We start from the raw sequence: 26,569 nt of genomic DNA, 5'->3' as shown, positions 1-26,569 counted from the left end.
GCACGCGAAATGACAAAGCTCGCCATCATCAACGGCAAGCTTGCCGATCCCGCTGGCAGCGACCTCGCGAGCGGCGCCATCCTGATCGAGGACGACCGCATCATCGCGACCGGTGACGTATCCCTGCCGCCAGACGCCCAGACGATCGACGCCAGCGGCTTGGTCGTGGCGCCCGGCCTCATCGACCTCGGCGTCTTCGCGACCGACAAGCCCGCCTTCCACTTCGGCGGCATCACCCGCGCCGCATTGATGCCGGACCAGTCCTCCCCCCTCGACGAGGCGGCTCTGATCCGTCACGCAACCCGTGCGGGCAAGCCGGACTTCTGGGTCCACCCGATCGCCGCCGCCACGCGCGGGTTGAAGGGCATAGAACTGGCCGAAATCGGCATGATGCAGGCTGCCGGCGCAAAGGCCGTCGGCACCGGGCGCCAGTGGATCGCCGATTCAGGCGTGATGATGCGCGTGCTATCCTATGCATCCGGCCTTGGCCTCACCGTCATCACCCACGCGGAGGATGGCGGCCTCGCGGGCAAGGCTGTCGCCACCAGCGGCGAGACGGCAACCCGCCTCGGCCTGCCCCATGCGCCAGCCTGTGCCGAAGCGATGGCGATCGCCCGTGACATCATGCTCGCCCGCACGACCGGCGCCGCGATCCACTTCCGTCTGGTGACGACCAGGGCCGGCTTCGACCTGATCCGCGCCGCCAAGGCGGAGGGACTGAAGGTCACCTGCGGCATCAGCCCGGCCTATCTGTTCCTGGCCGACAATGCGGTGACCAATTTCCGCACCTTCGCGCGCCTTTCGCCCCCGCTGCGGTCGGAGGATGACCGCAAGGCCTCGATCGCGGCGGTGGCGGACGGCACCGTCGATGTCATCACCTCCAGCCACGACCCGCGCGGGCCGGAGGACAAGCGCCTCCCCTTCGCGGACGCGGCGCCGGGGATGGCGGGCGCGGAAACGCTGCTCGCGCTGTCGCTCAACCTGGTGCGCGAGGGGCATGTCTCGTTCAACCGCCTGATGACGCTGCTCAGCGCCAATCCGGCACGGATATTGGGTGTGGACGCAGGCAGCTTCGTCCCCCGGAGCGCGGCAGACCTCATCTTCATCGACCCCGACGCCCCCTGGATCGTCGATTCCGGGAAAATGGCGGCGCAGGCCGGCAACACCCCCTTCAACCGCGTGCCGGTACAGGGCCGTGTGCGCAGGATCATGAAGGGCGGCGTCTTCCTCTAAAGTTTCCCGCTTGCTCTCCCCGACAGGCCACGCTAAAGCGCCCTCCTTCGCCGGCACAGGAGTGTAGCTCAGCTGGTAGAGCGTCGGTCTCCAAAACCGAATGCCGGGGGTTCGAGTCCCTCCACTCCTGCCAAGCATTGGGCCGCGAAACCTTGATAAACCAAGGGTTCGCGGTTAAGTGCGCAGGCGAAGATGGGTCGCGAAGTCAGCGGCCGCACCCCCGGACGCCGACAAGGGCGGGATCGGGAGGGCGGACTGTTGCTTCGCGCTTTGGTGTTGGTTCGAAGGGTTTGGGACAGGCGATGGCGAAGGTTTCTCCGAGCGATTTCGTCAATCAGGTGAAGACCGAAGCGTCGAAGATCGTGTGGCCCACCGGCCGCGAGACGATCATGACCGGCGTTATGGTGGTCATCATGACTTCGCTGCTGGGCCTGTTCTTCTTCGGCATCGACACCTTTTTCGGCGCGGTCGTTCAGTGGCTGCTGAGCATCGCCGCCGGACAGGCCTAAACGGCGAAACTGGGAGTTTGAAACGGAAACATGGCGCGCTGGTACATCATCCACGCCTATTCGGGCTTCGAAAGCAAGGTCAAGGAATCGATCCTGTCCGAAGCCGAGCGCATGGGCCTTTCCCAGCTGGTCGAGCAGGTGGAAGTCCCCACCGAGACGGTGACCGAGGTGAAGCGCGGCAAGAAGGTGCAGGTCGAGCGCAAGTTCATGCCGGGCTATGTCCTCGCCAAGCTGGCGATGAACGACGACATCTACCACCTCGTCAAGAACACGCCCAAGGTGACCGGCTTCCTGGGCTCCTCGGGCAAGCCGCAGGCCATCAGCGAGAGCGAAGCCGCCCGCTATTTCGGCGCCCAGAAGGAAGCCGAGGCCGCGCCCAAGCACAAGGTCAATGTCGATTACGAAATCGGCGACAGCGTCAAGGTGCTGGACGGCCCCTTCGCCAGCTTCAACGGCACCGTCGAGGAACTGGATTTCGAAAAGAACCGCGTCAAGGTGTCCGTGTCGATCTTCGGCCGCGCCACCCCGGTCGAACTGGACTTCGAACAGGTCGAACTGTCGAAGTAAGAATTACGCTCGTCACCCCGGACTTGATCCGGGGTCCCGCTTTCTCATCGCGAGAAGCGGCATGACGAAGAGAGAAATTTCCGGGTGACCGGAAATAGCTGCGGGAGGATCGCTTCGGCGCTCCGTCAATACCGCTAAACTTGAACCGGAAGGTCGGCTTGCCGTCCTTCCAGCAACAGAGTGAGTGAAAATGGCCAAGAAGATTACGGGCTATATCAAGCTCCAGGTGCCCGCTGGAGCCGCCAACCCCTCGCCGCCGATCGGTCCGGCGCTGGGTCAGCGCGGTGTGAACATCATGGAATTCTGCAAGGCGTTCAACGCCTCGACGGAAAAGATGGACAAGGGCACGCCGCTGCCGACCATCATCACCGTCTATGCGGACCGTTCGTTCAGCTTCGTCACGAAGCAGCCGCCCGCCACCTACCTGATCAAGAAGGCCGTGAATCTCAAGTCGGGCTCGAAGGAGCCGGGCAAGGTTACCGCCGGCAAGATCACCCGCGCCCAGCTCGCCGAAATCGCGCAGGCCAAGATGGCCGACCTGAACGCGAACGACATCGACGCTGCGACGAAGATCATCGAAGGCTCCGCTCGCGCGATGGGCCTCGAAGTGGTGGAGGGCTAAGACATGGCAAAGCTGACGAAGAAGGCGAAGGCTCTCGCCACTGCCGTTGACCGCGAAAAGCTGCACGGCGTTGACGAGGCGCTGGGCCTGATAAAGACCCACGCGACCGCCAAGTTCGACGAAAGCGTCGAAATCGCGATCAACCTGGGCGTTGATCCGCGTCACGCCGACCAGATGGTCCGTGGCGTCGTCACCCTGCCCGCCGGCACCGGCAAGGACGTTCGCGTCGCCGTGTTCGCCCGTGGCGACAAGGCTGAAGCCGCGACCGCCGCTGGCGCCGACGTGGTGGGCGCCGAAGACCTGCTCGAATCGATCCAGGCCGGCAACATCGACTTCCAGCGCGTGATCGCCACCCCCGACATGATGGGTCTGGTCGGCCGTCTGGGTAAGGTTCTTGGTCCCAAAGGCCTGATGCCGAACCCGAAACTCGGCACCGTCACCCCGAACGTCGCCGAAGCGGTCAAGGCCGCCAAGGGCGGTCAGATCGAATTCCGCGTTGAAAAGGCCGGCATCATCCACGCCGGTCTCGGCAAGGCAAGCTTCTCGGCCGAAGACCTGCGCAAGAATTTCGACGCCTTTGTCGACGCCATCGTCAAGGCGAAGCCGTCGGGCTCGAAGGGCAAGTACGTCCGCAAGATCGCCCTGTCTTCCTCGATGGGCCCGGGCGTGAAGGTCGACGTGGCGGAAGTCGCTTCGGTCTGATCCGACGCACTTAATCGATAGGGGAGCCTCCTTCCTCCACGCGGGGAAGGAGGCTTTCGCTTTTTATGCTATAGCTCAACGTGCTCCCGCGAAGGCAGGAGCACCGTGTTTCCAAGCACCTTTGGGATGTACCAACAACGGTGTGAACTTCGGGGTGAGTGACCTTCCACCCCGGTTCCGGCAATGGCCGGAGCGCCAGCAGGTCATCATGTATCCGTCGGGAATGGCGGGTCGCCTACCGATGGAAAAATAGAATGTCTTTCGAACATCTCCCCGCCCTCCTCTCCGACGCGTTGAAGCGAAAAGGCTATGAAAGCCTGACCCCCGTTCAGGCCGAAGTAACCCAGGCGCAAGCCGAAGGCCGCGACCTCGTCGTCTCGGCGCAAACCGGTTCCGGCAAGACCGTCGCCTTCGGCCTGGCGATGGCGGGCGAACTGCTCGGCGAGCAGAACCGCCTCCCCGTCGCGGCCCAGCCGCTGGCGCTTGCCATTGCGCCCACCCGCGAACTGGCGTTGCAAGTCGCCCGAGAGTTGGAGTGGCTCTATGGCGAGGCCCGGGCCCGCATCGCCACCTGCGTCGGCGGCATGGACGCGGCCAAGGAACGCCGCGCCCTCTCCCACGGGGCGCATATCGTCGTCGGCACGCCCGGCCGCCTGCGCGACCATCTGGAGCGCGGCGCGCTGGACCTCTCCGGCCTCAGGACCGTGATCCTCGATGAAGCCGACGAAATGCTCGACATGGGCTTCCGCGAAGATCTGGAGGAAATCCTCGACGGCGCGCCGGAAGGCCGCCGCACGCTGCTCTTCTCCGCCACCATGCCCAAGCCCATCGTGGCGCTCGCCAAGCGCTACCAGAAGGACGCGCTGCGCATCTCCACCGTCAGCGACGAGCGCGGCCATGGCGACATCAGCTATCAGGCCGTGACGGTCGCCCCCGCCGATATCGAGAACGCCGTGGTCAACCTGCTGCGCTATCATGAGGCGGAAACGGCAATCCTCTTCTGCGCTACCCGCGACAATGTGCGCCACCTCCACGCCAGCCTCACCGAGCGCGGTTTCGCCGCCGTGGCGCTGTCGGGCGAGCATAGCCAGAATGAGCGCCACCATGCCCTGCAGGCCCTGCGGGATCGCCGCGCCCGTGTTTGCGTCGCTACGGACGTCGCGGCCCGTGGCATCGATCTCCCTAATCTCAGCCTCGTGGTCCATGTGGAAATTCCGCGTGATGCCGAAACCATGCAGCACCGTTCGGGCCGCACCGGCCGCGCGGGCAAGAAGGGCACGGCGGTTCTGATCGTCCCCTATCCCCGCCGCCGCCGCGTCGAATCCATGCTGCGCGGCGCGAAGATCCCGGTCGAATGGGGCACTCCGCCCAGCAAGGAGGCGATCCAAGAGCAGGACAATGCACGCCTGCGCGAGCGCCTCATGGAGCGCGCCGAGTTGGACGAGCAGGATTGGGCGCTCGGCGCCGAACTGCTGGAGACGAAATCCGCCAAGGAAATCGCCGCCATGCTGGTGAAGAGCGCCCGGGCATCGCTGCCCGCTCCAGAGGAACTGCTGGACGCCAGCGAAGCGCCGCCGCGCCGCGACGGGCCGCGCCCGGGCTTTGAGGACACGGTCTGGTTCCGCATGGACATCGGCCGCCGGCAGAACGCCGACCCGCGCTGGATACTTCCGCTGATCTGCCGCCGCGGCCATGTATCGCGGCAGGACATCGGCGCGATCCGCATCGCCGCCAACGAAACCTTGTTCGAGATCCCCAGCGCCATCGCCTCGCGCTTCATCGGCGCGCTGAAGCGGACCGGCGAAGCCAGCGACGATGGTGCCGAAGTCGCCTTCGAACAGGTAGAGGGCACACCCCGCGAGGCCGCGCGCGATAACCGTCGCGAGGGCCCGCCGCGTGGCAAGGGCCGTCCCAATGAAGGGCGCGGTCCCAAGCCGGCCTATGGCGCCCGTCCCTTCAAGGGCGGTCCGCGCAAGGGAGCCCCACGCAAACCGCGCGGCTAGTCAGGGGAGCCGGGCGGCCTCTCAGGCATTGGGGATGAATGGCCGCCCCTCTCCTCATCCCGATCCTCGGCGATCAACTGACGCCGGACATCGCCTCGCTCCGGGGCGCCGATCCCGAAAACAGCATATTGCTGATGATGGAGGTGGCGGACGAGACCACCTATGTCCGCCATCACAAGGCCAAGATTGCCTTCATCCTCTCGGCCATGCGCCATCATGCCGAGCGGATGAGGCGGATCGGCTGGACAGTCGATTATGTCCGGTTGGACGACCCCGCGAACAGCGGCAGTTTTACCGGCGAAGTCGCCCGCGCAATCGAAGGCCATCGCCCTTCCGCCATCAACGTCACCGAGGCCGGCGAATGGCGAGTGAGGGCGATGCTGGAGGAATGGGACGGTCGATTCGGCTTGCCGGTCACGATCCATGAGGATGACCGTTTCCTCTGCTCCCATGCCGAGTTCGACACCTGGGCGGCAGCGCGCAAGCAGTTGCGCATGGAATTTTTCTACCGGGACATGCGCCGCAAGACTGGCCTGCTGATGACGGAGGCGGGCGAGCCCGAAGGCGGCAGATGGAATTACGACACGGAAAACCGCAAGCCGCCGCCACAGCGCGATCTGCTGATGCCGCAACCAATCCCCTTCGAGCCGGACGGGATCAGCCGCGAGGTACTCGCGATGGTGGCGGAGCGGTTCGCCGATCATATCGGCTCGCTCGACAATTTCCACTTCGCCGTCACCCATGAGGACGCGCTCCGCCAGCAGGACCGGTTCCTGGACGAAGCACTCCCTCGCTTCGGCGACTATCAGGACGCGATGCTGACCGACGAACCGTTCCTGTGGCACTCGGTCCTCTCGCCCTATATCAATGCCGGCCTGCTCGACCCGCTGGCGCTGGCGCAAGAGGTAGAGCAGCGATACCGCGCCGGTACGGTCCCGCTCAACGCCGCTGAGGGCTTCATCCGGCAGCTCATCGGCTGGCGCGAATATGTGCGCGGCGTCTACTGGCATGAGGGCCCGGATTATGGCCGTCGCAATGCGCTGGGGGCGACGCGCGACCTGCCGGGCTTCTACTGGACGCGCGAGACGGACATGCACTGCATGGCCCAGGCGATCGGCCAGACGATCGACCATGCCTACGCCCACCATATTCAGCGGTTGATGATCACCGGCAACTTCGCCCTGCTCGCCGGGATCGATCCGCACCAGGTGCATGTCTGGTATCTGGAGGTCTATGCCGACGCCTATGAGTGGGTAGAGATGCCCAACACGCTCGGCATGGCGCTATTCGCAGACGGCGGACTGCTGGGGTCCAAGCCCTATGCGGCGGGTGGCGCCTATATCAACCGCATGTCGGATTATTGTGGGAAATGCCGCTATGATCAAAAGCGCCGAGTAGGGCCGGACGCTTGCCCGTTCAACGCGCTCTATTGGGACTTCCTCGCCCGCAACGAGCGCAAGCTTGCGCGCAATCCGCGCCTTTCCATGCCGTACCGGAACTGGGATCGGATGAGCGAGGAAGACCGCACCGCCATCCGGGCTCAGGCGGCGCGCTTCCTCAAGGACCTTGGCTAGTCCTCAGCCTGCTCCGCACAGCGACAGCATCCGTGCTGCCAGTTCCCGCTCCCCCATCACGACATGGGGAACGCCCATAGCTTCCAGATGCATGACCTCCGCATCGGAATGCGCGCGGGCAATCACCTGAAGATCAGGGTTGAGGTGGCGTGCGTGCTGGTGGATCGCTCCCCCTTCGAAGCCCTCCGGCACCGCGATCAGCAATCGGCGGGCTTCCTGGATACCGGCGGCGAGTAGATGACGGTCCTCCAGCGCGCTACCGCGCACAACCGACAACCCCGCCTCCTCTGCCTCGCTTGCGCGGTCCGGGTCGGCCTCCATAACCACGAAATGCGCCTTCGTTTCAGCGAGGCGCTCTCCGATGAGCTTGCCCACCCTGCCGTAGCCGACAAGGATGACATGGCCCATCCGCCGCTGCTCGGGCGCCCTTTCCCCCTCTTCCTCTTCCGGCTTTTGACTCCGCACGATCATCGAGAAGATCAGTGGATTGAGGAAGATCGACACGATCGCACCAGCCAGGATCAGGTCGCGCGCTTCGTTGGGCAATATGCCAAGCCCCGTCCCCAGCGATGCCAGGATGAAGGAAAATTCGCCGATCTGCGCAAGGCTCGCGGCGATGGTCAGCGCAGTATCACCCGGATGGCCGAAGGCGCGGACGATCGCGAAGGCTGCGATCGATTTGCCCACGACGATGATCGCCACGGTCGCGAGCAAGGGAAGCGGCTGTTCGATCAAGACCGCCGGATTGAACAACATGCCGACTGAAACGAAGAACAGCACCGCGAAGGCATCGCGCAGGGGCAGCGTTTCTTCGGTGGCGCGGCGGCTGAGTGGCGTCTCACCCAGAATCATGCCCGCGAAAAAGGCGCCGAGCGCAAAGGAGACGTCGAACGCAACGGCCGCCCCGAACGCCACCCCCAGCGCGATGGCAAGCACGGCAAGGCGGAACAGCTCGCGCGACCCGCTATGCACAACCCAATGCAGCGCCCAGGGAATGACGCGGCGGCCGACGATCAGCATGAGGGCGACGAATCCCGCCACCTTGAGCAGGGTACCCAGCAGCGGAGCGAGCAAGGCGCCTGCCCCGCCACCTGCGTCGGCATTGTTCATGACCCCGGCCAGCGCGGGGAGCAGCACGAGCGCCAGCACCATCACCAGGTCCTCGACGATCAGCCAGCCGACAGCGATACGCCCACGCCGCGTCTCCACCAGATTGGCGCCCTGCAGCGCCCGCAGAAGGACCACGGTACTGGCGACGGAGAGGGCAAGGCCGAATACCAGGCCGCCGAGCAGCGGCCAGCCCATGAAATGCGCTAATCCCATGCCCATCAACGTGGCGACGGCGATTTGCCCGAGAGCGCCGGGGACCGCGATATTCTTGACCGAGAGCAGGTCGCGCAGGGAAAAATGCAGACCGACGCCGAACATCAGCAGGATGACGCCGATCTCCGCCAGTTCATTGGCAAGGCTCGCATCCGCGACGAAGCCGGGGGTGAAGGGACCGACCATGATGCCGGCGATCAGATAGCCGACGAGCGGCGACATTTTCAGGCGGTGGGCGATGGCGCCCATGATGAAGGCAACGACGAGGCCCGCTACGATCGTACCGATCAGGGGCGTGTGATGGGGCATATATGTCTTCCCTGTGCGCCGGCGGGCGCGCTGGCCCGGACGGCTGCTACTTCGTTCATTCAGCGACGGTCAGTACGGCCATCGACAGCAGTGCGCCGGCCAGCCCTAGTCCAGCTACAACGGTGGGCATGAACCACCAGGGCGGACGCCGGTTGCGGCGGCGCGATCTTCTCTGAATCATCTTGAGCTCCTTGGCTAAAGGACGATGCTTTCAGCAAAGGAGGGGAGGCGCTCGGGCTTGTCGAGGAGAGGAACGTTCAGCGGGTCTGCGCAAGGGAGCGCCGGTGAACAGTTTAGCGGGAAGCGGCAGCACCCGGAGCGAGAGTGCGGCGATCCATAGCAAGCACATAACCGCCAAGGCACTGAAAGGCGCGCGTCCATCTCCATCGGGATCGACGGTTCGGATCACCACAGGGTCGGCATGGGCACGGCCCTTGAGGACCACGCTCAAAGTCGCGGGATTGAAGGCGGAGCCGGTCAGCCTGCTCGACGGCGGCCCGATCGGGGCCAGCGCGCTCAGCAGCGCCACACCGAGGCTCGCCCACAGGGTCAGGATGAAGAGCAGCCGGCCCTTCATGCCTCTATCCCTGTGTCGTGCTGGGGTCATGCGTACTAAGGTCCCTTCGGCGGCGAAGATAGGCGCTGAGCACCGTAAAAACCAGTCCCCGAAGGGGGGCTTGGCGGTTGACAGAAGCGAGTCATTCCAGTAGCGGGCCACATTCCCACGCGGGTCGGAAGGACTCTTTGTCCTCTCTCGATTTGCGTAAAGCAGATTTGAACGAGAAGAGAAGAGCCATGTTCGCAGTTGTGCGCACGGGCGGCAAGCAGTATCGCGTCGCCGCCGGAGACAAGATCGTCGTAGAGAAGCTGGCCGGTGAGGCTGGTGATAAGGTGACCCTGGACGACGTCCTGTTCGCCGGTGAAGGCAAGGACGTGAAGGACGCCAGCAAGCTGACCGTCGCTGCTGAAATCATCGCGCAGGCGAAGGGCGAGAAGGTCATCGTCTTCAAGAAGCGTCGTCGTCACAACTATCGCCGGAAGAACGGCCATCGCCAGAACCACACGATCCTGAAAATCGTGTCGATCGGCGCCTGAGCCGCTAGCTAAGATTCGAGGAGTTTAGGTCATGGCACATAAGAAAGCTGGCGGTTCGTCGCGTAACGGTCGCGATTCGGAATCGAAGCGCCTTGGCGTGAAGAAGTTCGGCGGTCAGGAAGTGATCGGCGGCAACATTATCATTCGCCAGCGTGGTACCCGCGTCTATCCCGGCCGCAATGTCGGCATGGGCAAGGACCACACGCTGTTCGCCCTGGGCGAAGGCCGCGTGGTATTCCACACCGGCAAGCTCGGTCGCAAATATGTGTCGGTCGACGCATTGGCCGAAGCAGCCGAATAACGGACGATCGATGACGGATCGTCCCTCGCTATCGGGGCGATCCTGCCGGTAAAGTGTCTTTCAGATGCTCTTCCGGGTCGAGGGAAAAAGGGGCGCCCCAGACGGGAGCGCCCTCTTTTTTTGCTTGAAGGTGTCTCCCCTGTAATTTCCCTCAAAGCTCTGGAACCACGGGTCTTTTCACGCGTCATGGAGGCGGGGCTCAGCCAGAGAATAGTCGTCAAGCCGTAACTTTCTGCGGCCATGGACGTACCGGAAATTAGGAGACGTTTGATGTTTGCCCGTACCCCCCGCCTGCTGCTTCGGCCCGGCTGGATGGAAGATGCGCCTGCCCTTGCTGCCGCGATCGGTGATTCCGCCGTTCTGCGCAATCTCACGCGCGTCCCCGCCCCCTACGGCGTGGCGGATGCGGAGGCGTTTCTGGCTCAACCGCAGCATTCCCGCCTCCCGCGCCTGCTGGCATTCACCCGCACCAAGGGCGCGCCACGACTGGTCGGTAGCTGTGGCATCCATGAGGCTGAGGACGGCACGCCGGAACTGGGCTTCTGGATCGCCCGCCCCTATTGGGGCCTCGGGTTCGCGACGGAGGCTGCCCGGGCGGTGCTGAGCATGACCGCTGCGGCCGGCGTCAGAGACATTCGCGCGGCGCATTTCGCGGACAACCCTGCCTCGGGCAATGTGCTGCGCAAAATCGGCTTCCGCTATACGGGGAAGGTCGAGAAGCGCTTCAGCGTTGCGCGCGGCGGCGCTGCGGACTGCTTCGTCTTCGAACAGGATGAAGCAGCCCGAATGACTTTTGATCCTGCGATGGATCTTTACGGCGACTCGCTGCCCGCTTTGGCAGCCTGAAAACAGGGAAAGGGAGGGAGCAGCACGGGCACTGCCCCCTCCCCACTCCCCAAAATTGCGGTACGCGTGGTTTAACTTCGCCGCATTAGCGGCTATGGGCGCGCGATGCACTTTCTCGATCAGGCCAAGATTTACATCAAGTCCGGCTGGGGCGGCCCCGGCGCGGTCAGCTTCCGGCGTGAAAAATATGTCGAATATGGCGGCCCGGACGGCGGCAATGGCGGCAAGGGCGGCGACATCATCTTCGAAGCAGTCGCCGGCCTCAATACGCTGATCGATTTCCGCTATACCCAGCATTTCAAGGCGCAGCGCGGCCTGCCCGGCGCGGGCAAGAACCGCTACGGAGCGGGCGGCGAAGACCTGGTCATCAAGGTGCCCGTCGGCACGCAAATCCTTACCGACCCGCAACCCGTCGAGGGGACGGAGGATGAGGACGGCTATCCGGAATATGAGGACCAGGAACTGCTGGCCGACTTCACCGAGGTGGGGCAGCGCGTCGTGCTGCTGCGTGGCGGCGACGGCGGGCGTGGCAACCTGTCCTACAAGACCAGCACCAACCGGGCACCGCGCCAGCATGGCACCGGCTGGCCGGGCCAAGAAATGTGGGTTTGGCTGCGGCTCAAGCTGCTGGCCGACGTCGGCCTGGTGGGCATGCCCAATGCCGGCAAGTCGACCTTCATCAATCAGGTCACGAATACCAAGGCAAAGGTCGGCGCCTATGCCTTCACGACGACCAAGCCGCAGTTGGGCGTGGTGCTGCATCGCGACCGGGAGTTCGTGCTGGCCGACATTCCGGGCCTGATCGAAGGCGCGGCCGAAGGGGCGGGGATCGGCGACCGCTTCCTGGGTCATATCGAACGGTGCCGCGTGCTGCTGCACCTGATCGACGCGACCGGAGACGATCCGATCGAGCAGTGCCGAATCGTGCAGGATGAACTGGCGGCCTATGGCGAAGGGCTCGACGAAAAGCCGCAAATCGTCGCGCTGAACAAGGGAGACTTGCTCGGGCCGGAACTGATGGAAGACATCGCCGCACAGCTTCGGGAGGAAGCTGGCGTCGATGATCTGTTCATCATCTCCGGTGCGACCGGCGAAGGGGTGCCAGCGCTGCTGGACGCGGTCCTGCCCTTGCTGGATCAGCCCGCGGGCGAGAGCGAGGCCGATGATGAGGGCGAAGAAGACGCGCCGTGGTCGCCGATTTGATCGTCGAACATCCCAACCCGTTCGGTTTTGGCTCTGACAGATGAACCCTTCTCCCCTCTCCGGCTTCCCACCGTCTCAAATCCGCCGCTTGGTCATCAAGATCGGGTCCGCGCTGCTGGTCGATCCGCAAGGCGAGGTCCGCGAGGCATGGCTGCGTACGCTCGTGGCCGATGTTGCCAAGCGCAAGGCGGCCGGGCAGCAGATCATCATCGTCTCCTCGGGCGCGATCGCGCTTGGCGCGCGACGGCTGAAACTTCCAAAAGGCGGGCGGGGCAGTCTGGAGGATGCGCAGGCGGCGGCGGCGACCGGACAGATCGCGCTGTCGCAATGCTGGGCCAGCCTGCTTCAGGAAAATGGCATCACAGCCGCTCAGATGCTGGTGACGCTGGACGATCTGGAGCATCGGCGGCGCTATCTCAACGCTTCGGCGACGCTGGACCGGCTGATGGCGCTGGGCGTGGTACCCGTGGTCAATGAGAATGACAGCGTGGCCACGGCCGAGATCCGCTTCGGCGACAATGACCGGCTGGCGGCGCGTATCGGACAGGCGGCACGGGCTGACGCAGTTGTGCTGCTGTCCGATGTCGATGGGCTTTACACCGCCAACCCGCATGTCGATGCGAACGCCATGCTGATAGAGACAATCGAGCGCATCGACACGCGCATCGCCGGGATGGCGGACAGCGGTTCCGCTTCGGGCATGGGCTCGGGCGGCATGACCTCCAAGATCGAGGCGGCGCGGATCGCGACGGGCGCCGGGGCGCATCTGGCGATCATCTCCGGCAAGGTGGATGCGCCGCTCTCGCGCTGGAGCGAAGGAGGCCGTGGCTCCATCTTTCTCGCAGCGCCGGCGAAGCGCGCGCGCAAGGGATGGTTGGCCGGGCGACTGACGGTGCGGGGGCGGATCGTGATCGATGCTGGCGCGGAGGCGGCGCTGCTGCGCGGCAACAGCCTGCTGCCGGCCGGCGTGGCGCGGGTTGAAGGTGTTTTCGCGCGGGGAGACGTCGTCGATATACTAAGCTCGGATGAACGGGTGATCGCACGCGGCCTGATCGAATATGACAGCGAAGAGGCCTTGCGCATCGCAGGGAAGCGCAGCGAGGACATCGCCGCGCTGCTGGGGCATCTCCCTCGGTCGGTGCTGGTCCACCGCGATCATATGGCGATGGTCTGACGCTCATGAGCTTACGTATTGCGATGACCGGCGCGACGGGGTTCGTCGGCGCCGAAACCTTGAATCAGGCCCTGGCGGGCGGTCATCACGTGACCGCGATCACGCGGCGCGCCCAACCGCCGCGCGCGCACCTGAAATGGGTGCCGGGCTCGCTGGAGGACCGTGCCGCGCTGAATACGCTCGTCCGGGATGCCGATGTCGTCATTCACATCGCGGGCGTGGTCAATGCGCCGGACCGGGACGGTTTCGAACTGGGCAATGCGCGCGGCACCATGGCCGTCATCGACGCGATGCGCCAGCGCGGCGTGCGGCGGTTGATCCATGTGTCGTCTCTGGCGGCGCGGGAGCCGGGGCTGTCCGACTATGGCTGGTCCAAGGAGCTGGCGGAGCGGCACGTGAAGGCGAGCGGCCTCGACTGGACGATCGTGCGGCCGCCGGCAATCTACGGCCCGGGCGACCGGGAAATGCTCGAGCTATTCCGGATGGCGAGGCGCGGCGTCATGCTGATGCCGCCCGAAGGGCGCCTTTCGGTGATCGAGGTCGGCGATCTGGCCCGGTTGTTCCTGGCGCTCACGATGGAACGGGAGATGCGTAGCCTGACCCATGTCTATGAGGTCGACGATGGGACGCCCAATGGCTGGGACCATCAGGATTTCGGCCAGGCGATCGGGCGAGCAGTGGGCCGGTCCGTGCGAACCTTCGCCACCCCCAACTGGCTGCTCGGCATGGGCGCGCGGGTGGACCGGATGTTTCGTGGCAAGGGCGCCAAGCTGACGCCCGACCGGGTCAGTTATTTCTGTCACCCCGATTGGGTGGTGAAGAAGCGTAAGCAGCCGCCCAAACGGCTGTGGGTGCCGCTGGTCCCGACCGAAGAAGGGTTGAAGGCGACCGCCGACGCCTATCGGGCGAAGGGCTGGCTTTAGGAAGCGGCCGGCTTGTGGGCGCGGCGTTCGGCGACGAATTCGCTGATCGCCTGACCGCTGGCGTTCAGCAGCGGATAGGTGCGGGCGTCCGACATCCAGTCAGGACGGCGAGCGCCGCTGCCATAGAAGGTGTCGTAGACCAAGCTGAAGGCGAGAAAGACGAGGGTCGCGCCGATCAGCCCCTTGATGGCGCCAAAGCCCGCACCCAGCACACGATCGACCGGCCCAAGGATCGATTGACGGGTACGGCGGCCGATGGCGTGGGCGAGGAGCTTGCCGGCACCGAAGGTTACGCCGAACACCAGAAGGAATGAGAGAATTGCAGCGCCACTTCGCGTTCCGACGAAGGGTGTCAGGATTTCCGTGGCGGAGCTGTGGAAAAGGCGAATGGCGAAGATGCCGAGGACCCAGGCGATGAGCGACAGGGTTTCCTGAACGAATCCGCGAAGGAGTCCGAAAACGGCGCATCCGCCGAGCAGGAGAAGGACAAGGATATCAACCGCGTTCATCGCAACGCTGGCTATCCGCGGCCGAGCATCTGGTCAACAAGCTGTGACAGGGCGCGGTAGCCGCTGACCGATATGCCCTTCACCCCGTCGGCAGCGGCGGAGGGCACGAAGGCGCGGTTGAAGCCGAGCTTGGCGGCTTCGCGCAGCCGCAGCGGAGAATGGGCGACGGGACGGATTTCACCCGACAACGCGATTTCACCGAAGAGCACGACGTCGGCCGGCACCGGCCGCTCCGACAAGGCGGACATAAGCGCGGCGGCGACGGCAAGGTCGGCGGCGGGGTCGGACAGGCGATAGCCGCCCGCGACGTTCAGATAGACTTCGCAGGTCGAGAAGCTGAGGCCGCAGCGCGCCTCCAGCACGGCAAGGATCATGGCGAGGCGGCCGCTGTCCCAGCCGACCACCGCGCGGCGGGGGGTGGCGCCGCTGGAAAGGCGGACGACCAGCGCCTGTATCTCCACCAGCACGGGCCGGGTTCCCTCGAGTGCGGGGAAGACGGTGGCGCCGGTCACCGTCTCGTCGCGGTGGGTCAGGAACAGGGCGGATGGATTGGAGACTTCCTCCAGCCCTTCGGCGACCATAGCGAAGACGCCGATCTCGTCCGTGCCGCCGAAGCGGTTCTTGATCGCGCGCAGGATGCGGTATTGATGGCTGCGCTCGCCCTCGAAGCTGAGCACCGTATCGACCATATGTTCCAGCACGCGCGGGCCGGCGATGCTGCCGTCCTTGGTCACATGGCCGACGAGGATGACCGCCGTGCCACGCTGCTTGGCGAAGCGGATCAGTTCCTGGCTGGAAGCGCGCACCTGGCTGACGGTGCCCGGCGCGCCCTCGATGAGGTCGCTGTGCATCGTCTGGATGGAGTCGATGATGAGCAAGGCGGGCGGATCGCCCTCCCCCAGCGTCGTCAATATGTCGCGGACAGAGGTGGCGCTGGCGAGCTGGACCGGCGCGGTGCCAAGGCCTAGGCGCTGCGCGCGCAAGCGGACCTGGTCGGACGCCTCCTCCCCGCTGATATAGGCGACGCTGTGCCCAGCCGAAGCGATGCGGGCGGCCGCTTGCAGGAGCAGCGTCGATTTGCCGATGCCGGGATCGCCGCCGATGAGGGTCGCGGACCCCGAGACGATGCCGCCTCCCAGCGCGCGGTCGAACTCGGCAATGCCGGTGGTGGTGCGTGGCGGCAGCTCGACCTTGCTGTCGAGGGCCACCAGCGTCAGCGCGCGGCCGCCGCTTTGCAGGTCATGACGCGCGGAAAAGATGGTTTCGGCGGCTTCCTCGACAATGCTGTTCCATTCGCCGCAATCCTCGCACTGGCCCTGCCAGCGATTGGTGACGGTGCCGCATTGCTGACAGACGAATTTGCGCTTTGCCTTTGCCATCAGCAGGGTATGGCCGCTTCAAGTGAACGTTTCAAGAACAAAGCTGCGTGGGCGGGAGAGAGCTGGGCGGCAGAGCCGGGGCTGGCAACCGATCCTCAAGTGGCGCATTGTTTCGCTATGAAATCTTTTCGCGTCGCCAGCTATAATATCCGCAAAGCCATAGGAACCGATCGCCGCCGGATGCCGGAACGGGTGATCGACGTGCTGAACGAGGTGGATGCCGACGTCATTGCGCTGCAGGAGGCGGATCGGCGCTTTGGCGTGCGGTCGGCGGCGATCCCGCCATGGCTGCTGGAAGCGCTCAGCCCCTACAAACCTGTGCCGCTCAATGTGCAGGCGGATTCGATGGGCTGGCACGGCAACGCCATATTGGTCCGGAAAGAGGCGGAGATCGGTCATCATGACGTGCTGCACCTGCCCTGCCTGGAGCCGCGCGGCGCGACCATGGCGGAGGTGACGCTGGGCAAGCGAACCCTGCGAATTTTCGGAATGCATCTGGACCTCTCTGGCCTGTGGCGGCGCAAGCAGGCGGCAGCGGTGATCCATGCGGCGGGGCTGCGGGATGCGATGCCGACCGTGCTGATGGGCGACCTCAACGAGTGGAGCGCCGGTCGCGGCTGCCTGGCCGACTTTGCGCGCCATTATAGTTTCGCGCCGTGCGGCCGCAGCTTCCACGCGCAGCGGCCCGTGGCGCGGCTCGACCGGATCATGCATTGCGGGCAGTTGAAGCTGGTCGACAGCGGCGTGCATGAAAGTGCCGCAGCGCGGCGGGCGTCGGACCATCTGCCGATCTGGGCGGAGTTTTCGGTGCGGTGAGGGAGGCACGAGGTCCGGATGGAAGCGACAGCCCCGCCATAGCTGCTCTGGCCTGCCTCCGTTCGGTTCGAGCTTGTCGAGAACGGCGTGCCGACTTCGCAACAGACGCTTCTCGACTTCGCTCGAAGCTGCTCGAAGCGAACGGATGGAGGGATATTTCGCTACTATGAAAGAGCGGGAACTGAGGCTCGCACTGGTCTGCTATGGCGGGATCAGCCTGGCCGTCTACATGCACGGCATCACCAAGGAAATCTGGCGGCTGGCCCGCGCGAGCCGGAGCTTCCATGATGGGGCGCCGGCAGGCGACAGCAGCGAGGCGGTGTATCGCGGGCTGCTTGAAGCGCTGGAGGAGCAAAGCGGCATCAGGTTGCGGGTGATGCCCGATATCATCGCAGGCGCGAGCGCGGGCGGGATCAATGGCATATTCCTGGCGCAGGCGATCGAGACGGGCCAGTCGCTCGAACCGCTGACCGCCATGTGGCTGGAGAATGCCGATGTCGAAAAGCTGCTGGACCCCGATGCCCGGCCGGCGCGGCGGCTGACCAAATTCTGGGCGACCCCGCTGGTGTGGATGGCGGCACGGCATCCGGGCGACACGGTCGAGCGCACGGTGGCGCCCGACACGCGCGAGGAGGTGCGGCACAAGCTGTCGCATTTCATCCGCTCCCGCTGGTTCGAGCCGCCCTTTGGCGGCGACGTCTTCACCGCGATGATCCTGGATGCGTTCGACGCGATGGAGGCGGCGGAGCGCGGGCCGACGCTGCTGCCGGAAGGGCATCCGCTGGACCTGTTCGTCACGGTCACCGATTTCGAAGGCCATCCGCAGAGCCTCAACCTCAACAGCCCGCCGCAGGTGATCGAGACGGAGCATCGCCTGTCGATCGGCTTTCGCGCACGCGGCCGCGGCGAGCGGGTCTTCGCCGATCCGGCCGAACTGGTCTTCGCCGCGCGGGCGACGGCGAGCTTTCCCGGTGCCTTCCCGCCCTTCACCGTGCGCGAGCTGGACCGGGTGCTGACCCGGCGGCATCGCGCCTGGCCGACGCGTGACAGCTTCCTCGCGCGCGCCCTGCCCCGCCATGCGGCGCAAGGGAAGGCGGAGGATGCCGTGCTGATCGACGGGTCGGTGCTGGCGAATGCACCCTTCGCGCAGGCGATCGGCGCGCTCAAGAACCGTCCCTCGCGGCGGGAGGTCGATCGCCGCTTCGTCTATATCGACCCCAAGCCCGGCCATCGGTCGATCCAGCTCAACCGGCAGGGCGACGCGGAAGATGCGCCGCCGGCCAATGAAGGCGCGCAGCTTCCGGGATTTTTCCGCACTATCTTCGGCGCGCTCAGCGATATTCCGCGCGAGCAGCCGATCCGCGATAATCTGGACGCCATCGACCGGCACAGTTCGCGCATCCGGCGCATGGCGCGGATACTGAACGCATTGCGGCCCGGCATCGAGGCTGAGGTCGAGAGCACGATCGGCGGCCTGATGTTCCTCGACCGCCCGACCCCCGCGCGGCTGTCGGCCTGGCGCAGCAAGGCGCAGCAGCGCGCCGCCAGTTCGGCGGGCTTTGCCTTTCCCGCCTATGGGCACCTGAAGCTGTCGGGCATCGTCGAGGATCTTGCCGACCTGCTGTTCCGCCTCAGCAGCGAGGAAAGCCCGCTGATGCGCGAAACCTACCGCCAGACGCTGTGGAGCCATGTTCGCTCGATCGGGGCGGATCAGTTGACGGAGGATGTGGGGCCGAACTCCGCGCCCGTGGGGTTCTTCCGCACCCATGATCTCAGCTTTCGCATCCGCCGCCTGCGTTTTCTGGCGCGGCGGCTGGCCGACACGCTGGAGGTGGACAGCAAGGCTGGCGAGGATGTCATTCAGAAGATGCACGACGCCATCTATTCGGCCCTGTCCCATTATACCGAATGCGAGGGGATCGACTTCTACAATGGCGAGATCCGTGCCGCCGCTGGGCAAGTGCCGAACGATCCGGGCGCGGCGCTGGCCGCGCTGGCGGACCTACGCGGCCTGCGCGAGCGCGACGACCTGGCCGACATGGTGCTGGCGGACGGGCTGGCCGCGCTGCCCAAGGCGGAGCGGCGCACGATGCTGCTCGCTTATCTGGGCTTCCCCTTTTACGATATCGCAACCCTACCGTTGCTCCAGGGCCACGCCATGGACGAATATGATCCGGTCAAGGTGGACCGGATTTCGCCCGAGGATTGCAGCGCGATCCGGGCGGGCGGCGCCGAAGCGACTCTGAAAGGCATAGAATTCAACAATTTCGGCGCCTTCTTCAGCCGGGCCTATCGGGAGAATGACTATCTTTGGGGCCGGCTGCATGGGGTGGAGCGGCTTCTGGACATCGTGATTTCAGCATTACCCGCGGCAAGCCGTCTTTCCGAAGAGACGATCCATGCGTATAGGCGGGCCGCTTTTCTGGCGATCCTCGACGAGGAAGAGCAGCGACTGGGGCATGTCGCTGATCTGATAGCCAGTTTGCGGGAGGAAATCGGGTGATCACGGGGGTGAGGCTGGTTCCGATGGTGATGATGCTGGCGCTGGTCGCCGGCTGTCGCCTGTCGTCAGAGGAGGACAGTTCCGCCGCCAACCAGACGGCGGCGGTCGCTGCCGTGCCGCCCGCCCCTGCCCTGCCCGAGCCGCCCGCCGAGCAGCCGGCGCTGCCCCCAGCCCGTCCCTCCGCCGAAGTCACGGTGCGCGCGCACCCCGCGCCGCTGGGCTCGCTGGACCTGCCGCCTTCGCAGGACGCGGCGGCGGCGACGCCCTTCCCCGACGAGGTGGCCCGCTACATGGTCGATCGCGACAGCTGCGATCATTTCCGGGGCGAGGAACCCTATGATGCGGAGCGGCGCGCCTTTCTGGAGGAAAATATCGCGGAACTGTGCATCGGCACGGACGCGAAGCTGGCGATGCTGCGGCGTCGTTACGCGGCCAATGGCACGGTGATCGCGGCGCTGCGCGGCTATGAGAGCCGGATCGAGGGCGAGTAGCGTTCAGAGCAGGGAAACCAAAGACCTCCTATTCCCGTCACCCCAGACTTGATCCGCGGCCCCGCTTATTTGTTCGCATAGCTGGAAGATAAGCAGGATCCCGGGTCAAGCCCGGGATGACGACTTCCAAAACAGCAGGTTCCGCATTCACGCCATCAAGCAACCAGTGCGTCGATCGCCCTTGCAAGCTCGATGTCGCGGCGGGACAGGCCGCCTGCGTCATGGGTGGTCAGCGTGATCGTAACGCGATTATAGACGTTCGACCATTCGGGGTGATGATCCGCCTTTTCCGCGAGCAGTGCGACACGGCTCATGAAGCCGAAGGCCCCGTTGAAATCGGGGAAGGTGAAGAGGCGGCGAATGCCGTCGGGCTCCTGAACCGGCGTCCATTCCGGTAACTGCTGGAGGGCTTGCGCGCGCTGCGCATCGTCGAGCCTGGCGATCATGGGCGATCCTTTCCTGATGCGGGCGAAATTAACCCATTTTGCGAATCGTCGGCGGTTTTCAGATGATTCGGAACATGCTTTATGTGTGTCCCATGGACGATGCCGGTCAACCGCTCCGTTTCGCGCCGACGCGCGAAGAAATAGAAGCCTTGGCGCTGAAGGCGCTAACGCGGCTGCCCGATCCGTTTCGGGCCCACCTGTCGAACATCGTCCTCTTCGTCGAGGAATTCGCCGATCCGCAAGTGCTCAAGGAAATGGAGATCGACGATCCTTTCGGCCTCACCGGCCTTTATACCGGGCGCACGGTAGGCGAAGCCGCGCAGACCGGGGATGCCCCGCCCACCGTGCATCTGTTCCGCCGGCCGCTGCTGGACGAATGGGTAGAGACGGGCGTGCCGCTGGACGCGCTCATCACCCATGTGGTGGTGCATGAGATCGGCCATCATTTCGGCCTCTCCGACCTCGACATGCATGTGCTGGAGGACATGGTCACCCTATGAGCCGGGTGGCATTGCGCCTCTCGGGCGTCGCCTGCGTGCGCGGCGGGCGGTTGCTGTTCCGCGGCGTCGATCTGGCGCTGGAGCCGGGCGGCTGTGCCCTGCTGAAGGGGCCGAACGGCGTCGGCAAGTCCAGCCTGATACGCATTTGCGCGGGGCTGCTGCGGGCCTCCGCCGGGACGGTCGATCGGCATGGGCGGGTGGCGCTGGCCGACGAGCGGCTGGCGCTGGACATGGAGCAGCCTTTGCGGCACGCGCTGGAATTCTGGGCGCGGCTGGACGGAGCTGGCCAGCGAACGCTGGACGGCGCGATGGAAGCGATGGCGCTGGAGACGCTGGCCGAGGTGCCGGTGCGGATGCTCTCGACCGGGCAGCGCAAGCGGGCGGCGCTGGCACGGGTACTGGCGTCCGGCGCGCCGATCTGGCTGCTGGACGAACCCGCCAACGGGCTGGATGATGCGGCGCAGCTGTTGCTGGGGGATTGCGTCGCCGAGCATCTGGCACGCGGCGGGATCGTGCTGGCGGCATCGCATCAGCCGATTGCGCTGGTGACGCCGGTGGTGCTGCACATGGCGGACCATGTCGCCGAGGATGCGGAATGAACCTGCTGGTGACGCTCGCGGCGCGGGACCTGCGGCAGGCGTGGCAGTCCGCCGGGCTGTGGCTGCCCGTCGCCTTCCTGCTGCTGGTGGCGAGCCTTTACCCCTTTGCTGTCGGCCCCGACGCGGCGCTGCTGGGGCGGACCGGCGGAGGGATGCTGTGGATCGCGGCGCTGCTGGCGAGCCTGCTGCCGGTGGATCGGCTGGTCGCACCGGATCGAGATGCGGGCGTGCTGGACCAGCTGGCGGCGCGCGGGATCGGGGAGGAGATGGTGGTGCTGGCGCGGCTGGTTGCGCACTGGCTGGGCTTCGGGCCGGCGCTGATGCTGGCTACCCTTCCCGCTGCCGCACTGCTGAAGCTGGACGGCGCGACCATCAGAGCGCTGGAGCTGGGCCTGCTGATCGGGACGCCGGCGCTGGCGGCCCTGGGGCTGCTGGTGGCGACGCTGACGGCGGGCCTGCGATCGAGCGGCGCGCTGTCGGGATTGCTGGCGCTGCCGCTGGCGGTGCCGCTGCTGATCTTCGGCGCGGGCACTTTGGCCGATGGGAGCGGCGCGGCGCTCAAGTTCCTGGGCGCGGCATCGCTGCTGCTGGTGGCGATCACGCCCATCGCGGGGGGAGCGGCGATCCGCGCGGGCCGGGAATAGCTCGACAGGCGATGCGCCTTCGGCCAAAGGCGCGGCCATGATCGCGCTGCTCGCTTCCGCCCTGTTCGTGGCAATCTGGTCGACAGGGTTCGTCGTCGCGCGGGCGCTGGTGCCGCATGCAGCGCCTGAACTGGCGTTGGCGATACGGCTCAGCCTGACGACGCTGGTGCTGAGCGGGGCGGCGCTCTACGCCCGGCAGGCGCTGCCGCGCGGCCGGCGGTTAAGGCTGCACCTGATGGCCGGCGCCATGCTGCACGGCATCTATCTGACCGCAAGCTGGTGGGCGGTGAGCAACGGCATGCCGGCCGGGATCATGTCGCTGCTGGGCGCGCTGCAGCCGCTGATGGTGGCGGTGGCGAGCGTTGCGTTTCTTGGCGACCGGCTGCCGGGGCGCGCCTGGGCAGGACTTGCAGTCGCGATCGTCGGGGTTGCGTGCGTGCTGATGCCCGCGATCGAAAGATCGGGCGCGAACGCAATCAGCCTCTTCCCCGCGATCGTCGGCATGCTGGCGGTGCTGAGCATGGCCGGCGGCACCTTGATCCAGCGGGGATCGATCGCCGGAGACGGCATCGCCATTTCCGGCGCGGTGCAGAATGCCGGCGGCACGCTGGTGGCGGTCACCGCAACGCTGCTGGCTGGCGATTATCGCTGGGACGGCGCACCGATCCTGTGGCTGGGCATCGGCTGGTCGGCGCTGGGCCTCTCGGCGGCAGGCCTGTCATTGCTGGTCTGGCTGGTGCGGCATCAGGGGCCGACGCGCATGTCGATGTTGCTGCTGCTCGTCCCGCCGCTCGCCGCCATAGAGGCATGGCTGCTGTTCGGGGAGCGGCTGGGGCCGGTTCAGCTTGCCGGCTTCGCGCTGGCGCTGGGCGGCGTGATGCTGGGCAGATCGACGCGACCAGCGCTCAGCGGGGAAGTGGCGGAGCCGGCTTGATCGGGCCATCGCTCGTCCAACCGAACGAAGCCTCTATTCATACCCAAGGCCGTGCGTCGCTGGAGGCACAATGGATGCTGAAACAAGTTCAGCATGACGGTGGAAGGAAATTCAGCCCTCGCGCAGCCGCTCGTGGTGGCGGATCACCTCGTCGATGATGAAACGCAGGAATTTCTCCGTGAAATCCGGGTCGAGATTGGCATCAACCGCGAGCTGGCGTAGCCGGGCGATCTGCCGTTCCTCGCGACCGGGATCGGCGGGGGGCAGATCGTGCGTCGCCTTATACTCGCCCACGGCCTGCGTGACCTTGAAACGCTCCGCCAGCATGAACACCAGCGCGGCGTCGATATTGTCGATGCTTTCGCGATAGCGTTTCAGGGTCTGGTCCACATGCGTCCTCCGATAGAATGGCGTGCTTTTTGCCGCTTCCCGCCGCCCATGCAAGCTATTCCCGCTTGCCTTTAGCTTTTCCCCTCGCCACATGGCGCTAGTCATGACAGCATCCGCTACCGGCAATGTCCATCCCATCGGCCGCGCCAACAGCGCGCCCTCGCTCGCCCCCATGATGGCGCTGGTCGCCGAGGGGATGAACCATGTGAATGCGGTGATCCTGGACCGGATGCAGTCGCGCATCCCGCTGATCCCCGAACTGGCGGGCCACCTGATCGCGGGCGGCGGCAAGCGGCTGCGCCCGATGCTCACCCTCGCCTGTGCCGACCTGGTCGGCTATGCCGGGTCGCGGCATTACAAGCTGGCGGCGGCGGTGGAGTTCATCCACACCGCAACGCTGCTGCATGACGATGTTGTGGACGGATCGGGCCTGCGCCGGGGGCGCAAGACCGCCAACATCATCTGGGGCAACAGCGCCAGCGTGCTGGTGGGCGACTTCCTCTTCTCGCGCTCCTTCGAGCTGATGGTCGAGGCGGAATCGCTCAAGGTGCTGAAGATCCTTTCCAACGCGTCCGCCGTCATCGCCGAAGGGGAGGTCAACCAGCTCACCGCCCAGCGCAAGATCGACACCAGCGAAGAACAATATCTGGATATCATCGGCGCGAAGACCGCCGCGCTGTTCGCCGCCGCCTGTCGCATCTCCGCCGTGGTCGCCGACCGCAAAGAGGCGGAGGAGCAGGCGCTGGACGTCTATGGCCGCAACCTCGGCATCGCCTTCCAACTGATCGACGACGCCATCGACTATGAGTCCGACGGGGCGACCATGGGCAAGGATGCGGGCGACGATTTCCGCGACGGCAAGGTGACGCTGCCGGTGATCCTGGCCTATGCGCGCGGCGGCGAGGAGGATCGCACCTTCTGGAAGCAGGCGATTGCCGGCAACCGGGTGAGCGACGAGGATCTGGCCCACGCGACCGGCCTGCTCCGGGGTACGGGCGCTATTGCCGATACGCTGGCGCGCGCGCGCCATTATGGACAGCGGGCGATCGATGCGCTCGGCATGTTCGATAATGGCAAGGCCAAGGCGGCGCTGACCGAAGCGGTCGAATTCGCGATCGCACGAGCTTATTGAGGGTTTGGCGTCGCTCGTCCGTATTGGATGTACGAGCGTTATTCCTGAAAGAAAGTAAGGGGGCTTCGACAGGCTCAGCCCGAACGGGATGAGATGGGCGGTCCCGACCCCGCATGATCCTTGCCCCTGAAACCATCGCTTTCCTGATCGTCGCCGGCCTGACCGCCGGCTGCATCGACGCGATGGCGGGCGGCGGAGGGCTGATCTCGCTTCCCGCTTTGCTGGCAGCGGGCGTTCCGCCCGTACCAGCCGTCGCGACCAACAAGTTGCAGGGTGCTCTCGGCACCTTCGGCGCCTGCATCTCTTATGCGCGGGCGGGGCATCTGGACCTGAAAGCCTGCCGCTGGCCCGTGCTCGCGGCCTTTGTCGGATCGATCGGCGGGGCATGGCTGATCCAGCGTGTCGATCCGTCGATCCTCGCGGGCCTGATGCCCGCGCTGCTGATCGCGCTCGCGGCCTATTTCACATTCTCCCCCAAGATGGGCGAGATGGACCGGCATCAGCGGATCGGCATCGCTGCGCTGAGCCTGCTGGTCGGGGTCGTGGGCTTTTACGACGGCTTTTTCGGGCCGGGCGCCGGGGCCTTCTACACCACCATCTTCATCGCGCTGGGCGGGCTGGGGCTCGTGCGCGCGACGGCGCAGACCAAGGCGGCCAATCTGGCGAGCAATGTCGCGGCGCTGGCGACGATGATCCTGGGCGGTCATGTGCTGTGGGTCGCGGGCCTGCTGATGGCAGTGGGCAGCATCGCGGGCGGGCAGATCGGATCGCGGCTGGCGATGCGTTTCGGCAGCCGGCTGATCCGGCCGCTGCTGATCATCATGTCGCTCGGCCTGACAGCCAAGATGCTGCTGGACCCCAAGAACCCGATCCACGCGCTGCTGTTCGGCTGATCGAAAGCGGCCATTGCGCTTGGCCGCGAATGGCGCGAGAGGAACGGCGATGACCGCCCTGCCGATCCATGCCGTGCTGCCCGAACTGCTCGCCCATCTGCGGGAGGCGAGCAGCGCCGTTCTGGTGGCGCCGCCGGGCGCGGGCAAGACCACGGCGGTCGCCCCTGCCCTGCTGCCCGAGCCATGGTGCACGGGCCAAGTGCTGCTGCTCTCACCCCGGCGGCTCGCGGCCCGCGCGGCGGCGGAGCGGATCGCCGAACTGATGGGCGAGCAGCCCGGTGGAACGGTCGGCTATGCGACGCGCATGGACTCGCGCCAGTCGGGACGCACGCGCATCCTCGTCCTTACCGAGGGCATTTTCGTCCGGCGCATTCAGGATGATCCGGAGCTGTCGGGCGTGTCGGCCGTGCTGTTCGACGAAGTGCATGAGCGCAGCCTGGACAGCGACTTCGGCCTGGCGCTGGCGCTGGATGCGCAGGGCGCGCTGCGGCCGGACCTGCGGATCATTCCCATGTCGGCCACCTTGGACGGGGCGCGCTTTGCCGCGCTGCTCGGCGGGGCGCCCGTGATCGAGAGCGAGGGGCGCATCCAACCGCTGGAGCTGCGCCATGTCGGGCGCGCGGCGGAAAAGCGGATCGAGGATGAGATGGCCGCAGCGATCAGGCGCGCCCTTGGCGAAGAAGCCGAGGGCGACCTGCTCGCCTTCCTGCCCGGCGTCGCGGAGATCGAACGGACGGCAGAGCGGATCGAGGGCGGCGATGTCGAGGTGCATCGGCTGCATGGATCGCTTGATCCCGCCGCCCAGCGCGCGGCGATCCGGCCATCGCGCGAGGGGCGCCGCAAGGTCATTCTCGCTACCTCCATCGCCGAAACCAGCCTGACCATTGATGGCGTGCGGATCGTCGTGGACTCGGGATTGGCGCGGCGGCCGCGCTATGACCGCGCGGCG

The 26,569-nt window shown here is 65.8% G+C and carries 30 protein-coding genes and 1 tRNA gene; 24 read left to right on the top strand and 7 right to left on the bottom strand.

The annotated features are described in order from the left end of the window. Positions 1–9 precede the first annotated feature (9 nt). The 8 genes from L858_RS0110625 (at position 10) to L858_RS0110590 (ending at position 7,210) form a co-directional block, all read left to right on the top strand. On the top strand, positions 10–1,233 hold the full coding sequence (locus L858_RS0110625; protein ID WP_022683134.1) for a dihydroorotase: 1,224 nt from the start codon (positions 10–12) through the stop codon (positions 1,231–1,233). 57 nt (positions 1,234–1,290) lie between these two features. Continuing rightward, a tRNA-Trp gene (locus L858_RS0110620) sits at positions 1,291–1,366 on the top strand. A gap of 169 nt (positions 1,367–1,535) precedes the next feature. Beyond that, positions 1,536–1,742 (top strand): preprotein translocase subunit SecE, encoded by a 207-nt coding sequence (secE, locus tag L858_RS0110615; RefSeq protein WP_022683133.1) that lies wholly within the window; start codon positions 1,536–1,538, stop codon positions 1,740–1,742. A 30-nt stretch (positions 1,743–1,772) separates the two neighbouring features. After that, positions 1,773–2,309 carry a transcription termination/antitermination protein NusG gene (gene nusG / locus L858_RS0110610; RefSeq protein ID WP_022683132.1) on the top strand — a complete coding sequence of 179 codons (537 nt, stop codon included), beginning with the start codon at positions 1,773–1,775 and terminating at the stop codon, positions 2,307–2,309. A 190-nt stretch (positions 2,310–2,499) separates the two neighbouring features. Beyond that, a complete protein-coding gene (gene rplK, locus L858_RS0110605) occupies positions 2,500–2,931 on the top strand; it encodes a 50S ribosomal protein L11 (RefSeq protein ID WP_022683131.1) in 432 nt (143 codons plus the stop codon). 3 nt (positions 2,932–2,934) lie between these two features. After that, positions 2,935–3,633 carry a 50S ribosomal protein L1 gene (rplA, locus tag L858_RS0110600; RefSeq protein WP_022683130.1) on the top strand — a complete coding sequence of 233 codons (699 nt, stop codon included), beginning with the start codon at positions 2,935–2,937 and terminating at the stop codon, positions 3,631–3,633. A gap of 254 nt (positions 3,634–3,887) precedes the next feature. Then, the gene (locus L858_RS0110595; RefSeq protein WP_022683129.1) at positions 3,888–5,636 is read left to right on the top strand and encodes a DEAD/DEAH box helicase; all 1,749 of its coding nucleotides are present in this window, start codon (positions 3,888–3,890) and stop codon (positions 5,634–5,636) included. 38 nt (positions 5,637–5,674) lie between these two features. After that, on the top strand, positions 5,675–7,210 hold the full coding sequence (locus tag L858_RS0110590; protein WP_022683128.1) for a cryptochrome/photolyase family protein: 1,536 nt from the start codon (positions 5,675–5,677) through the stop codon (positions 7,208–7,210). Positions 7,211–7,213: 3 nt separating this feature from the next. Here the strand turns inward: L858_RS0110590 and ybaL are convergent, their stop codons facing one another. Genes ybaL through L858_RS22240 form a run of 3 tightly spaced genes read right to left on the bottom strand, consistent with a single transcriptional unit; the run spans position 7,214 to position 9,419 of the window. Further along, positions 7,214–8,842, bottom strand: coding sequence for a YbaL family putative K(+) efflux transporter (gene ybaL, locus L858_RS0110585; RefSeq protein ID WP_022683127.1), 1,629 nt, complete (start codon positions 8,840–8,842; stop codon positions 7,214–7,216). Between the two features lie 55 nt (positions 8,843–8,897). After that, entirely contained in the window at positions 8,898–9,023 is a 126-nt protein-coding gene (locus L858_RS22420) for a hypothetical protein (protein ID WP_274518603.1), read from the bottom strand. Positions 9,024–9,053: 30 nt separating this feature from the next. Further along, positions 9,054–9,419, bottom strand: a complete 366-nt coding sequence (locus L858_RS22240; protein WP_028056021.1) for a hypothetical protein — start codon at positions 9,417–9,419, stop codon at positions 9,054–9,056. A gap of 218 nt (positions 9,420–9,637) precedes the next feature. Here L858_RS22240 and rplU point away from each other — a divergent pair, with 218 nt between their 5' ends. The 6 genes from rplU to L858_RS0110550 all read left to right on the top strand — a co-directional run bounded on the left by rplU (position 9,638) and on the right by L858_RS0110550 (position 14,384). Continuing rightward, on the top strand, positions 9,638–9,937 hold the full coding sequence (rplU, locus tag L858_RS0110575; protein WP_022683125.1) for a 50S ribosomal protein L21: 300 nt from the start codon (positions 9,638–9,640) through the stop codon (positions 9,935–9,937). 31 nt (positions 9,938–9,968) lie between these two features. After that, on the top strand, positions 9,969–10,238 hold the full coding sequence (gene rpmA / locus L858_RS0110570; RefSeq protein WP_022683124.1) for a 50S ribosomal protein L27: 270 nt from the start codon (positions 9,969–9,971) through the stop codon (positions 10,236–10,238). A gap of 270 nt (positions 10,239–10,508) precedes the next feature. Further along, entirely contained in the window at positions 10,509–11,084 is a 576-nt protein-coding gene (locus L858_RS0110565) for a GNAT family N-acetyltransferase (RefSeq protein ID WP_022683123.1), read from the top strand. A 105-nt stretch (positions 11,085–11,189) separates the two neighbouring features. Next, positions 11,190–12,287, top strand: a complete 1,098-nt coding sequence (gene obgE, locus L858_RS0110560; RefSeq protein ID WP_022683122.1) for a GTPase ObgE — start codon at positions 11,190–11,192, stop codon at positions 12,285–12,287. 40 nt (positions 12,288–12,327) lie between these two features. After that, positions 12,328–13,461 (top strand): glutamate 5-kinase, encoded by a 1,134-nt coding sequence (proB, locus tag L858_RS0110555; RefSeq protein ID WP_022683121.1) that lies wholly within the window; start codon positions 12,328–12,330, stop codon positions 13,459–13,461. 5 nt (positions 13,462–13,466) lie between these two features. After that, positions 13,467–14,384, top strand: coding sequence for an NAD-dependent epimerase/dehydratase family protein (locus L858_RS0110550; protein WP_028056020.1), 918 nt, complete (start codon positions 13,467–13,469; stop codon positions 14,382–14,384). On the opposite strand, the gene L858_RS0110545 is transcribed toward L858_RS0110550, so the two are convergent. Then, positions 14,381–14,893, bottom strand: a complete 513-nt coding sequence (locus tag L858_RS0110545) for a CvpA family protein (protein WP_022683119.1) — start codon at positions 14,891–14,893, stop codon at positions 14,381–14,383. The genes L858_RS0110550 and L858_RS0110545 overlap by 4 nt on opposite strands. Positions 14,894–14,904: 11 nt before the next feature. Further along, positions 14,905–16,272, bottom strand: coding sequence for a DNA repair protein RadA (gene radA, locus L858_RS0110540; RefSeq protein WP_022683118.1), 1,368 nt, complete (start codon positions 16,270–16,272; stop codon positions 14,905–14,907). A 117-nt stretch (positions 16,273–16,389) separates the two neighbouring features. On the opposite strand from radA, the gene L858_RS0110535 reads away from it, so the two are divergent. The 3 genes from L858_RS0110535 (at position 16,390) to L858_RS0110525 (ending at position 20,082) form a co-directional block, all read left to right on the top strand. Continuing rightward, positions 16,390–17,088, top strand: a complete 699-nt coding sequence (locus L858_RS0110535) for an endonuclease/exonuclease/phosphatase family protein (protein WP_022683117.1) — start codon at positions 16,390–16,392, stop codon at positions 17,086–17,088. Between the two features lie 166 nt (positions 17,089–17,254). Further along, a complete protein-coding gene (locus L858_RS0110530; RefSeq protein WP_022683116.1) occupies positions 17,255–19,591 on the top strand; it encodes a patatin-like protein in 2,337 nt (778 codons plus the stop codon). Between the two features lie 29 nt (positions 19,592–19,620). Beyond that, positions 19,621–20,082 carry a hypothetical protein gene (locus L858_RS0110525; RefSeq protein WP_028056018.1) on the top strand — a complete coding sequence of 154 codons (462 nt, stop codon included), beginning with the start codon at positions 19,621–19,623 and terminating at the stop codon, positions 20,080–20,082. Between the two features lie 155 nt (positions 20,083–20,237). On the opposite strand, the gene L858_RS0110520 is transcribed toward L858_RS0110525, so the two are convergent. Beyond that, positions 20,238–20,528: a 4a-hydroxytetrahydrobiopterin dehydratase gene (locus L858_RS0110520; RefSeq protein WP_022683114.1), complete on the bottom strand. Its 291-nt coding sequence runs from the start codon at positions 20,526–20,528 to the stop codon at positions 20,238–20,240. A 92-nt stretch (positions 20,529–20,620) separates the two neighbouring features. Here L858_RS0110520 and L858_RS0110515 point away from each other — a divergent pair, with 92 nt between their 5' ends. Genes L858_RS0110515 through L858_RS0110500 form a run of 4 tightly spaced genes read left to right on the top strand, consistent with a single transcriptional unit; the run spans position 20,621 to position 23,205 of the window. Continuing rightward, on the top strand, positions 20,621–21,028 hold the full coding sequence (locus L858_RS0110515; RefSeq protein WP_193742862.1) for a metallopeptidase family protein: 408 nt from the start codon (positions 20,621–20,623) through the stop codon (positions 21,026–21,028). Then, positions 21,025–21,627, top strand: coding sequence for a heme ABC exporter ATP-binding protein CcmA (gene ccmA / locus L858_RS0110510; RefSeq protein WP_022683112.1), 603 nt, complete (start codon positions 21,025–21,027; stop codon positions 21,625–21,627). The genes L858_RS0110515 and ccmA overlap by 4 nt, the downstream gene beginning before the upstream one ends. Next, positions 21,624–22,271 carry a heme exporter protein CcmB gene (locus tag L858_RS0110505; protein ID WP_022683111.1) on the top strand — a complete coding sequence of 216 codons (648 nt, stop codon included), beginning with the start codon at positions 21,624–21,626 and terminating at the stop codon, positions 22,269–22,271. Before ccmA ends, L858_RS0110505 begins: the two co-directional genes overlap by 4 nt. A gap of 37 nt (positions 22,272–22,308) precedes the next feature. Then, positions 22,309–23,205 (top strand): DMT family transporter, encoded by an 897-nt coding sequence (locus tag L858_RS0110500; protein WP_022683110.1) that lies wholly within the window; start codon positions 22,309–22,311, stop codon positions 23,203–23,205. Between the two features lie 111 nt (positions 23,206–23,316). Here the strand turns inward: L858_RS0110500 and L858_RS0110495 are convergent, their stop codons facing one another. Further along, positions 23,317–23,595 (bottom strand): chorismate mutase, encoded by a 279-nt coding sequence (locus L858_RS0110495; protein ID WP_028056017.1) that lies wholly within the window; start codon positions 23,593–23,595, stop codon positions 23,317–23,319. Between the two features lie 103 nt (positions 23,596–23,698). Between L858_RS0110495 and L858_RS0110490 the strand changes: the two genes are divergently transcribed. The 3 genes from L858_RS0110490 to L858_RS0110480 form a co-directional block, all read left to right on the top strand. Beyond that, a complete protein-coding gene (locus tag L858_RS0110490) occupies positions 23,699–24,727 on the top strand; it encodes a polyprenyl synthetase family protein (RefSeq protein WP_028056016.1) in 1,029 nt (342 codons plus the stop codon). Between the two features lie 113 nt (positions 24,728–24,840). Beyond that, positions 24,841–25,620: a TSUP family transporter gene (locus L858_RS0110485; RefSeq protein ID WP_022683107.1), complete on the top strand. Its 780-nt coding sequence runs from the start codon at positions 24,841–24,843 to the stop codon at positions 25,618–25,620. Between the two features lie 49 nt (positions 25,621–25,669). Next, positions 25,670–26,569 (top strand): DEAD/DEAH box helicase (locus L858_RS0110480; RefSeq protein WP_022683106.1); only part of this gene is annotated, 900 nt, incomplete at its 3' end.

The sequence above is a fragment of the Sphingobium bisphenolivorans genome (assembly GCF_000412635.1).
Lineage (GTDB): Bacteria > Pseudomonadota > Alphaproteobacteria > Sphingomonadales > Sphingomonadaceae > Sphingobium > Sphingobium bisphenolivorans.
This window is presented reverse-complemented; position numbering and strand designations above follow the sequence as displayed.

Bases quoted from the DNA above. Each gene is read 5' to 3' on its own strand.
- rplA (WP_022683130.1), top strand. From the start codon at position 2,935: ATGGCAAAGCTGACGAAGAAGGCGAAGGCTCTCGCCACTGCCGTTGAC.
- rplK (WP_022683131.1), top strand. From the start codon at position 2,500: ATGGCCAAGAAGATTACGGGCTATATCAAGCTCCAGGTGCCCGCTGGA.
- ccmA (WP_022683112.1), top strand. From the start codon at position 21,025: ATGAGCCGGGTGGCATTGCGCCTCTCGGGCGTCGCCTGCGTGCGCGGC.
- rpmA (WP_022683124.1), top strand. From the start codon at position 9,969: ATGGCACATAAGAAAGCTGGCGGTTCGTCGCGTAACGGTCGCGATTCG.
- L858_RS0110545 (WP_022683119.1), bottom strand. From the start codon at position 14,893: ATGAACGCGGTTGATATCCTTGTCCTTCTCCTGCTCGGCGGATGCGCC.
- L858_RS0110490 (WP_028056016.1), top strand. From the start codon at position 23,699: ATGACAGCATCCGCTACCGGCAATGTCCATCCCATCGGCCGCGCCAAC.
- L858_RS0110525 (WP_028056018.1), top strand. From the start codon at position 19,621: ATGATGCTGGCGCTGGTCGCCGGCTGTCGCCTGTCGTCAGAGGAGGAC.
- obgE (WP_022683122.1), top strand. From the start codon at position 11,190: ATGCACTTTCTCGATCAGGCCAAGATTTACATCAAGTCCGGCTGGGGC.
- proB (WP_022683121.1), top strand. From the start codon at position 12,328: ATGAACCCTTCTCCCCTCTCCGGCTTCCCACCGTCTCAAATCCGCCGC.
- L858_RS0110520 (WP_022683114.1), bottom strand. From the start codon at position 20,528: ATGATCGCCAGGCTCGACGATGCGCAGCGCGCGCAAGCCCTCCAGCAG.
- L858_RS0110505 (WP_022683111.1), top strand. From the start codon at position 21,624: ATGAACCTGCTGGTGACGCTCGCGGCGCGGGACCTGCGGCAGGCGTGG.
- L858_RS22420 (WP_274518603.1), bottom strand. From the start codon at position 9,023: ATGATTCAGAGAAGATCGCGCCGCCGCAACCGGCGTCCGCCCTGGTGG.
- L858_RS0110590 (WP_022683128.1), top strand. From the start codon at position 5,675: ATGGCCGCCCCTCTCCTCATCCCGATCCTCGGCGATCAACTGACGCCG.
- nusG (WP_022683132.1), top strand. From the start codon at position 1,773: ATGGCGCGCTGGTACATCATCCACGCCTATTCGGGCTTCGAAAGCAAG.
- L858_RS0110515 (WP_193742862.1), top strand. From the start codon at position 20,621: ATGGACGATGCCGGTCAACCGCTCCGTTTCGCGCCGACGCGCGAAGAA.
- ybaL (WP_022683127.1), bottom strand. From the start codon at position 8,842: ATGCCCCATCACACGCCCCTGATCGGTACGATCGTAGCGGGCCTCGTC.
- L858_RS0110500 (WP_022683110.1), top strand. From the start codon at position 22,309: ATGATCGCGCTGCTCGCTTCCGCCCTGTTCGTGGCAATCTGGTCGACA.
- L858_RS0110595 (WP_022683129.1), top strand. From the start codon at position 3,888: ATGTCTTTCGAACATCTCCCCGCCCTCCTCTCCGACGCGTTGAAGCGA.
- L858_RS0110530 (WP_022683116.1), top strand. From the start codon at position 17,255: ATGAAAGAGCGGGAACTGAGGCTCGCACTGGTCTGCTATGGCGGGATC.
- L858_RS0110565 (WP_022683123.1), top strand. From the start codon at position 10,509: ATGTTTGCCCGTACCCCCCGCCTGCTGCTTCGGCCCGGCTGGATGGAA.
- secE (WP_022683133.1), top strand. From the start codon at position 1,536: ATGGCGAAGGTTTCTCCGAGCGATTTCGTCAATCAGGTGAAGACCGAA.
- L858_RS0110485 (WP_022683107.1), top strand. From the start codon at position 24,841: ATGATCCTTGCCCCTGAAACCATCGCTTTCCTGATCGTCGCCGGCCTG.
- radA (WP_022683118.1), bottom strand. From the start codon at position 16,272: ATGGCAAAGGCAAAGCGCAAATTCGTCTGTCAGCAATGCGGCACCGTC.
- L858_RS22240 (WP_028056021.1), bottom strand. From the start codon at position 9,419: ATGAAGGGCCGGCTGCTCTTCATCCTGACCCTGTGGGCGAGCCTCGGT.
- L858_RS0110550 (WP_028056020.1), top strand. From the start codon at position 13,467: ATGAGCTTACGTATTGCGATGACCGGCGCGACGGGGTTCGTCGGCGCC.
- rplU (WP_022683125.1), top strand. From the start codon at position 9,638: ATGTTCGCAGTTGTGCGCACGGGCGGCAAGCAGTATCGCGTCGCCGCC.
- L858_RS0110625 (WP_022683134.1), top strand. From the start codon at position 10: ATGACAAAGCTCGCCATCATCAACGGCAAGCTTGCCGATCCCGCTGGC.
- L858_RS0110535 (WP_022683117.1), top strand. From the start codon at position 16,390: ATGAAATCTTTTCGCGTCGCCAGCTATAATATCCGCAAAGCCATAGGA.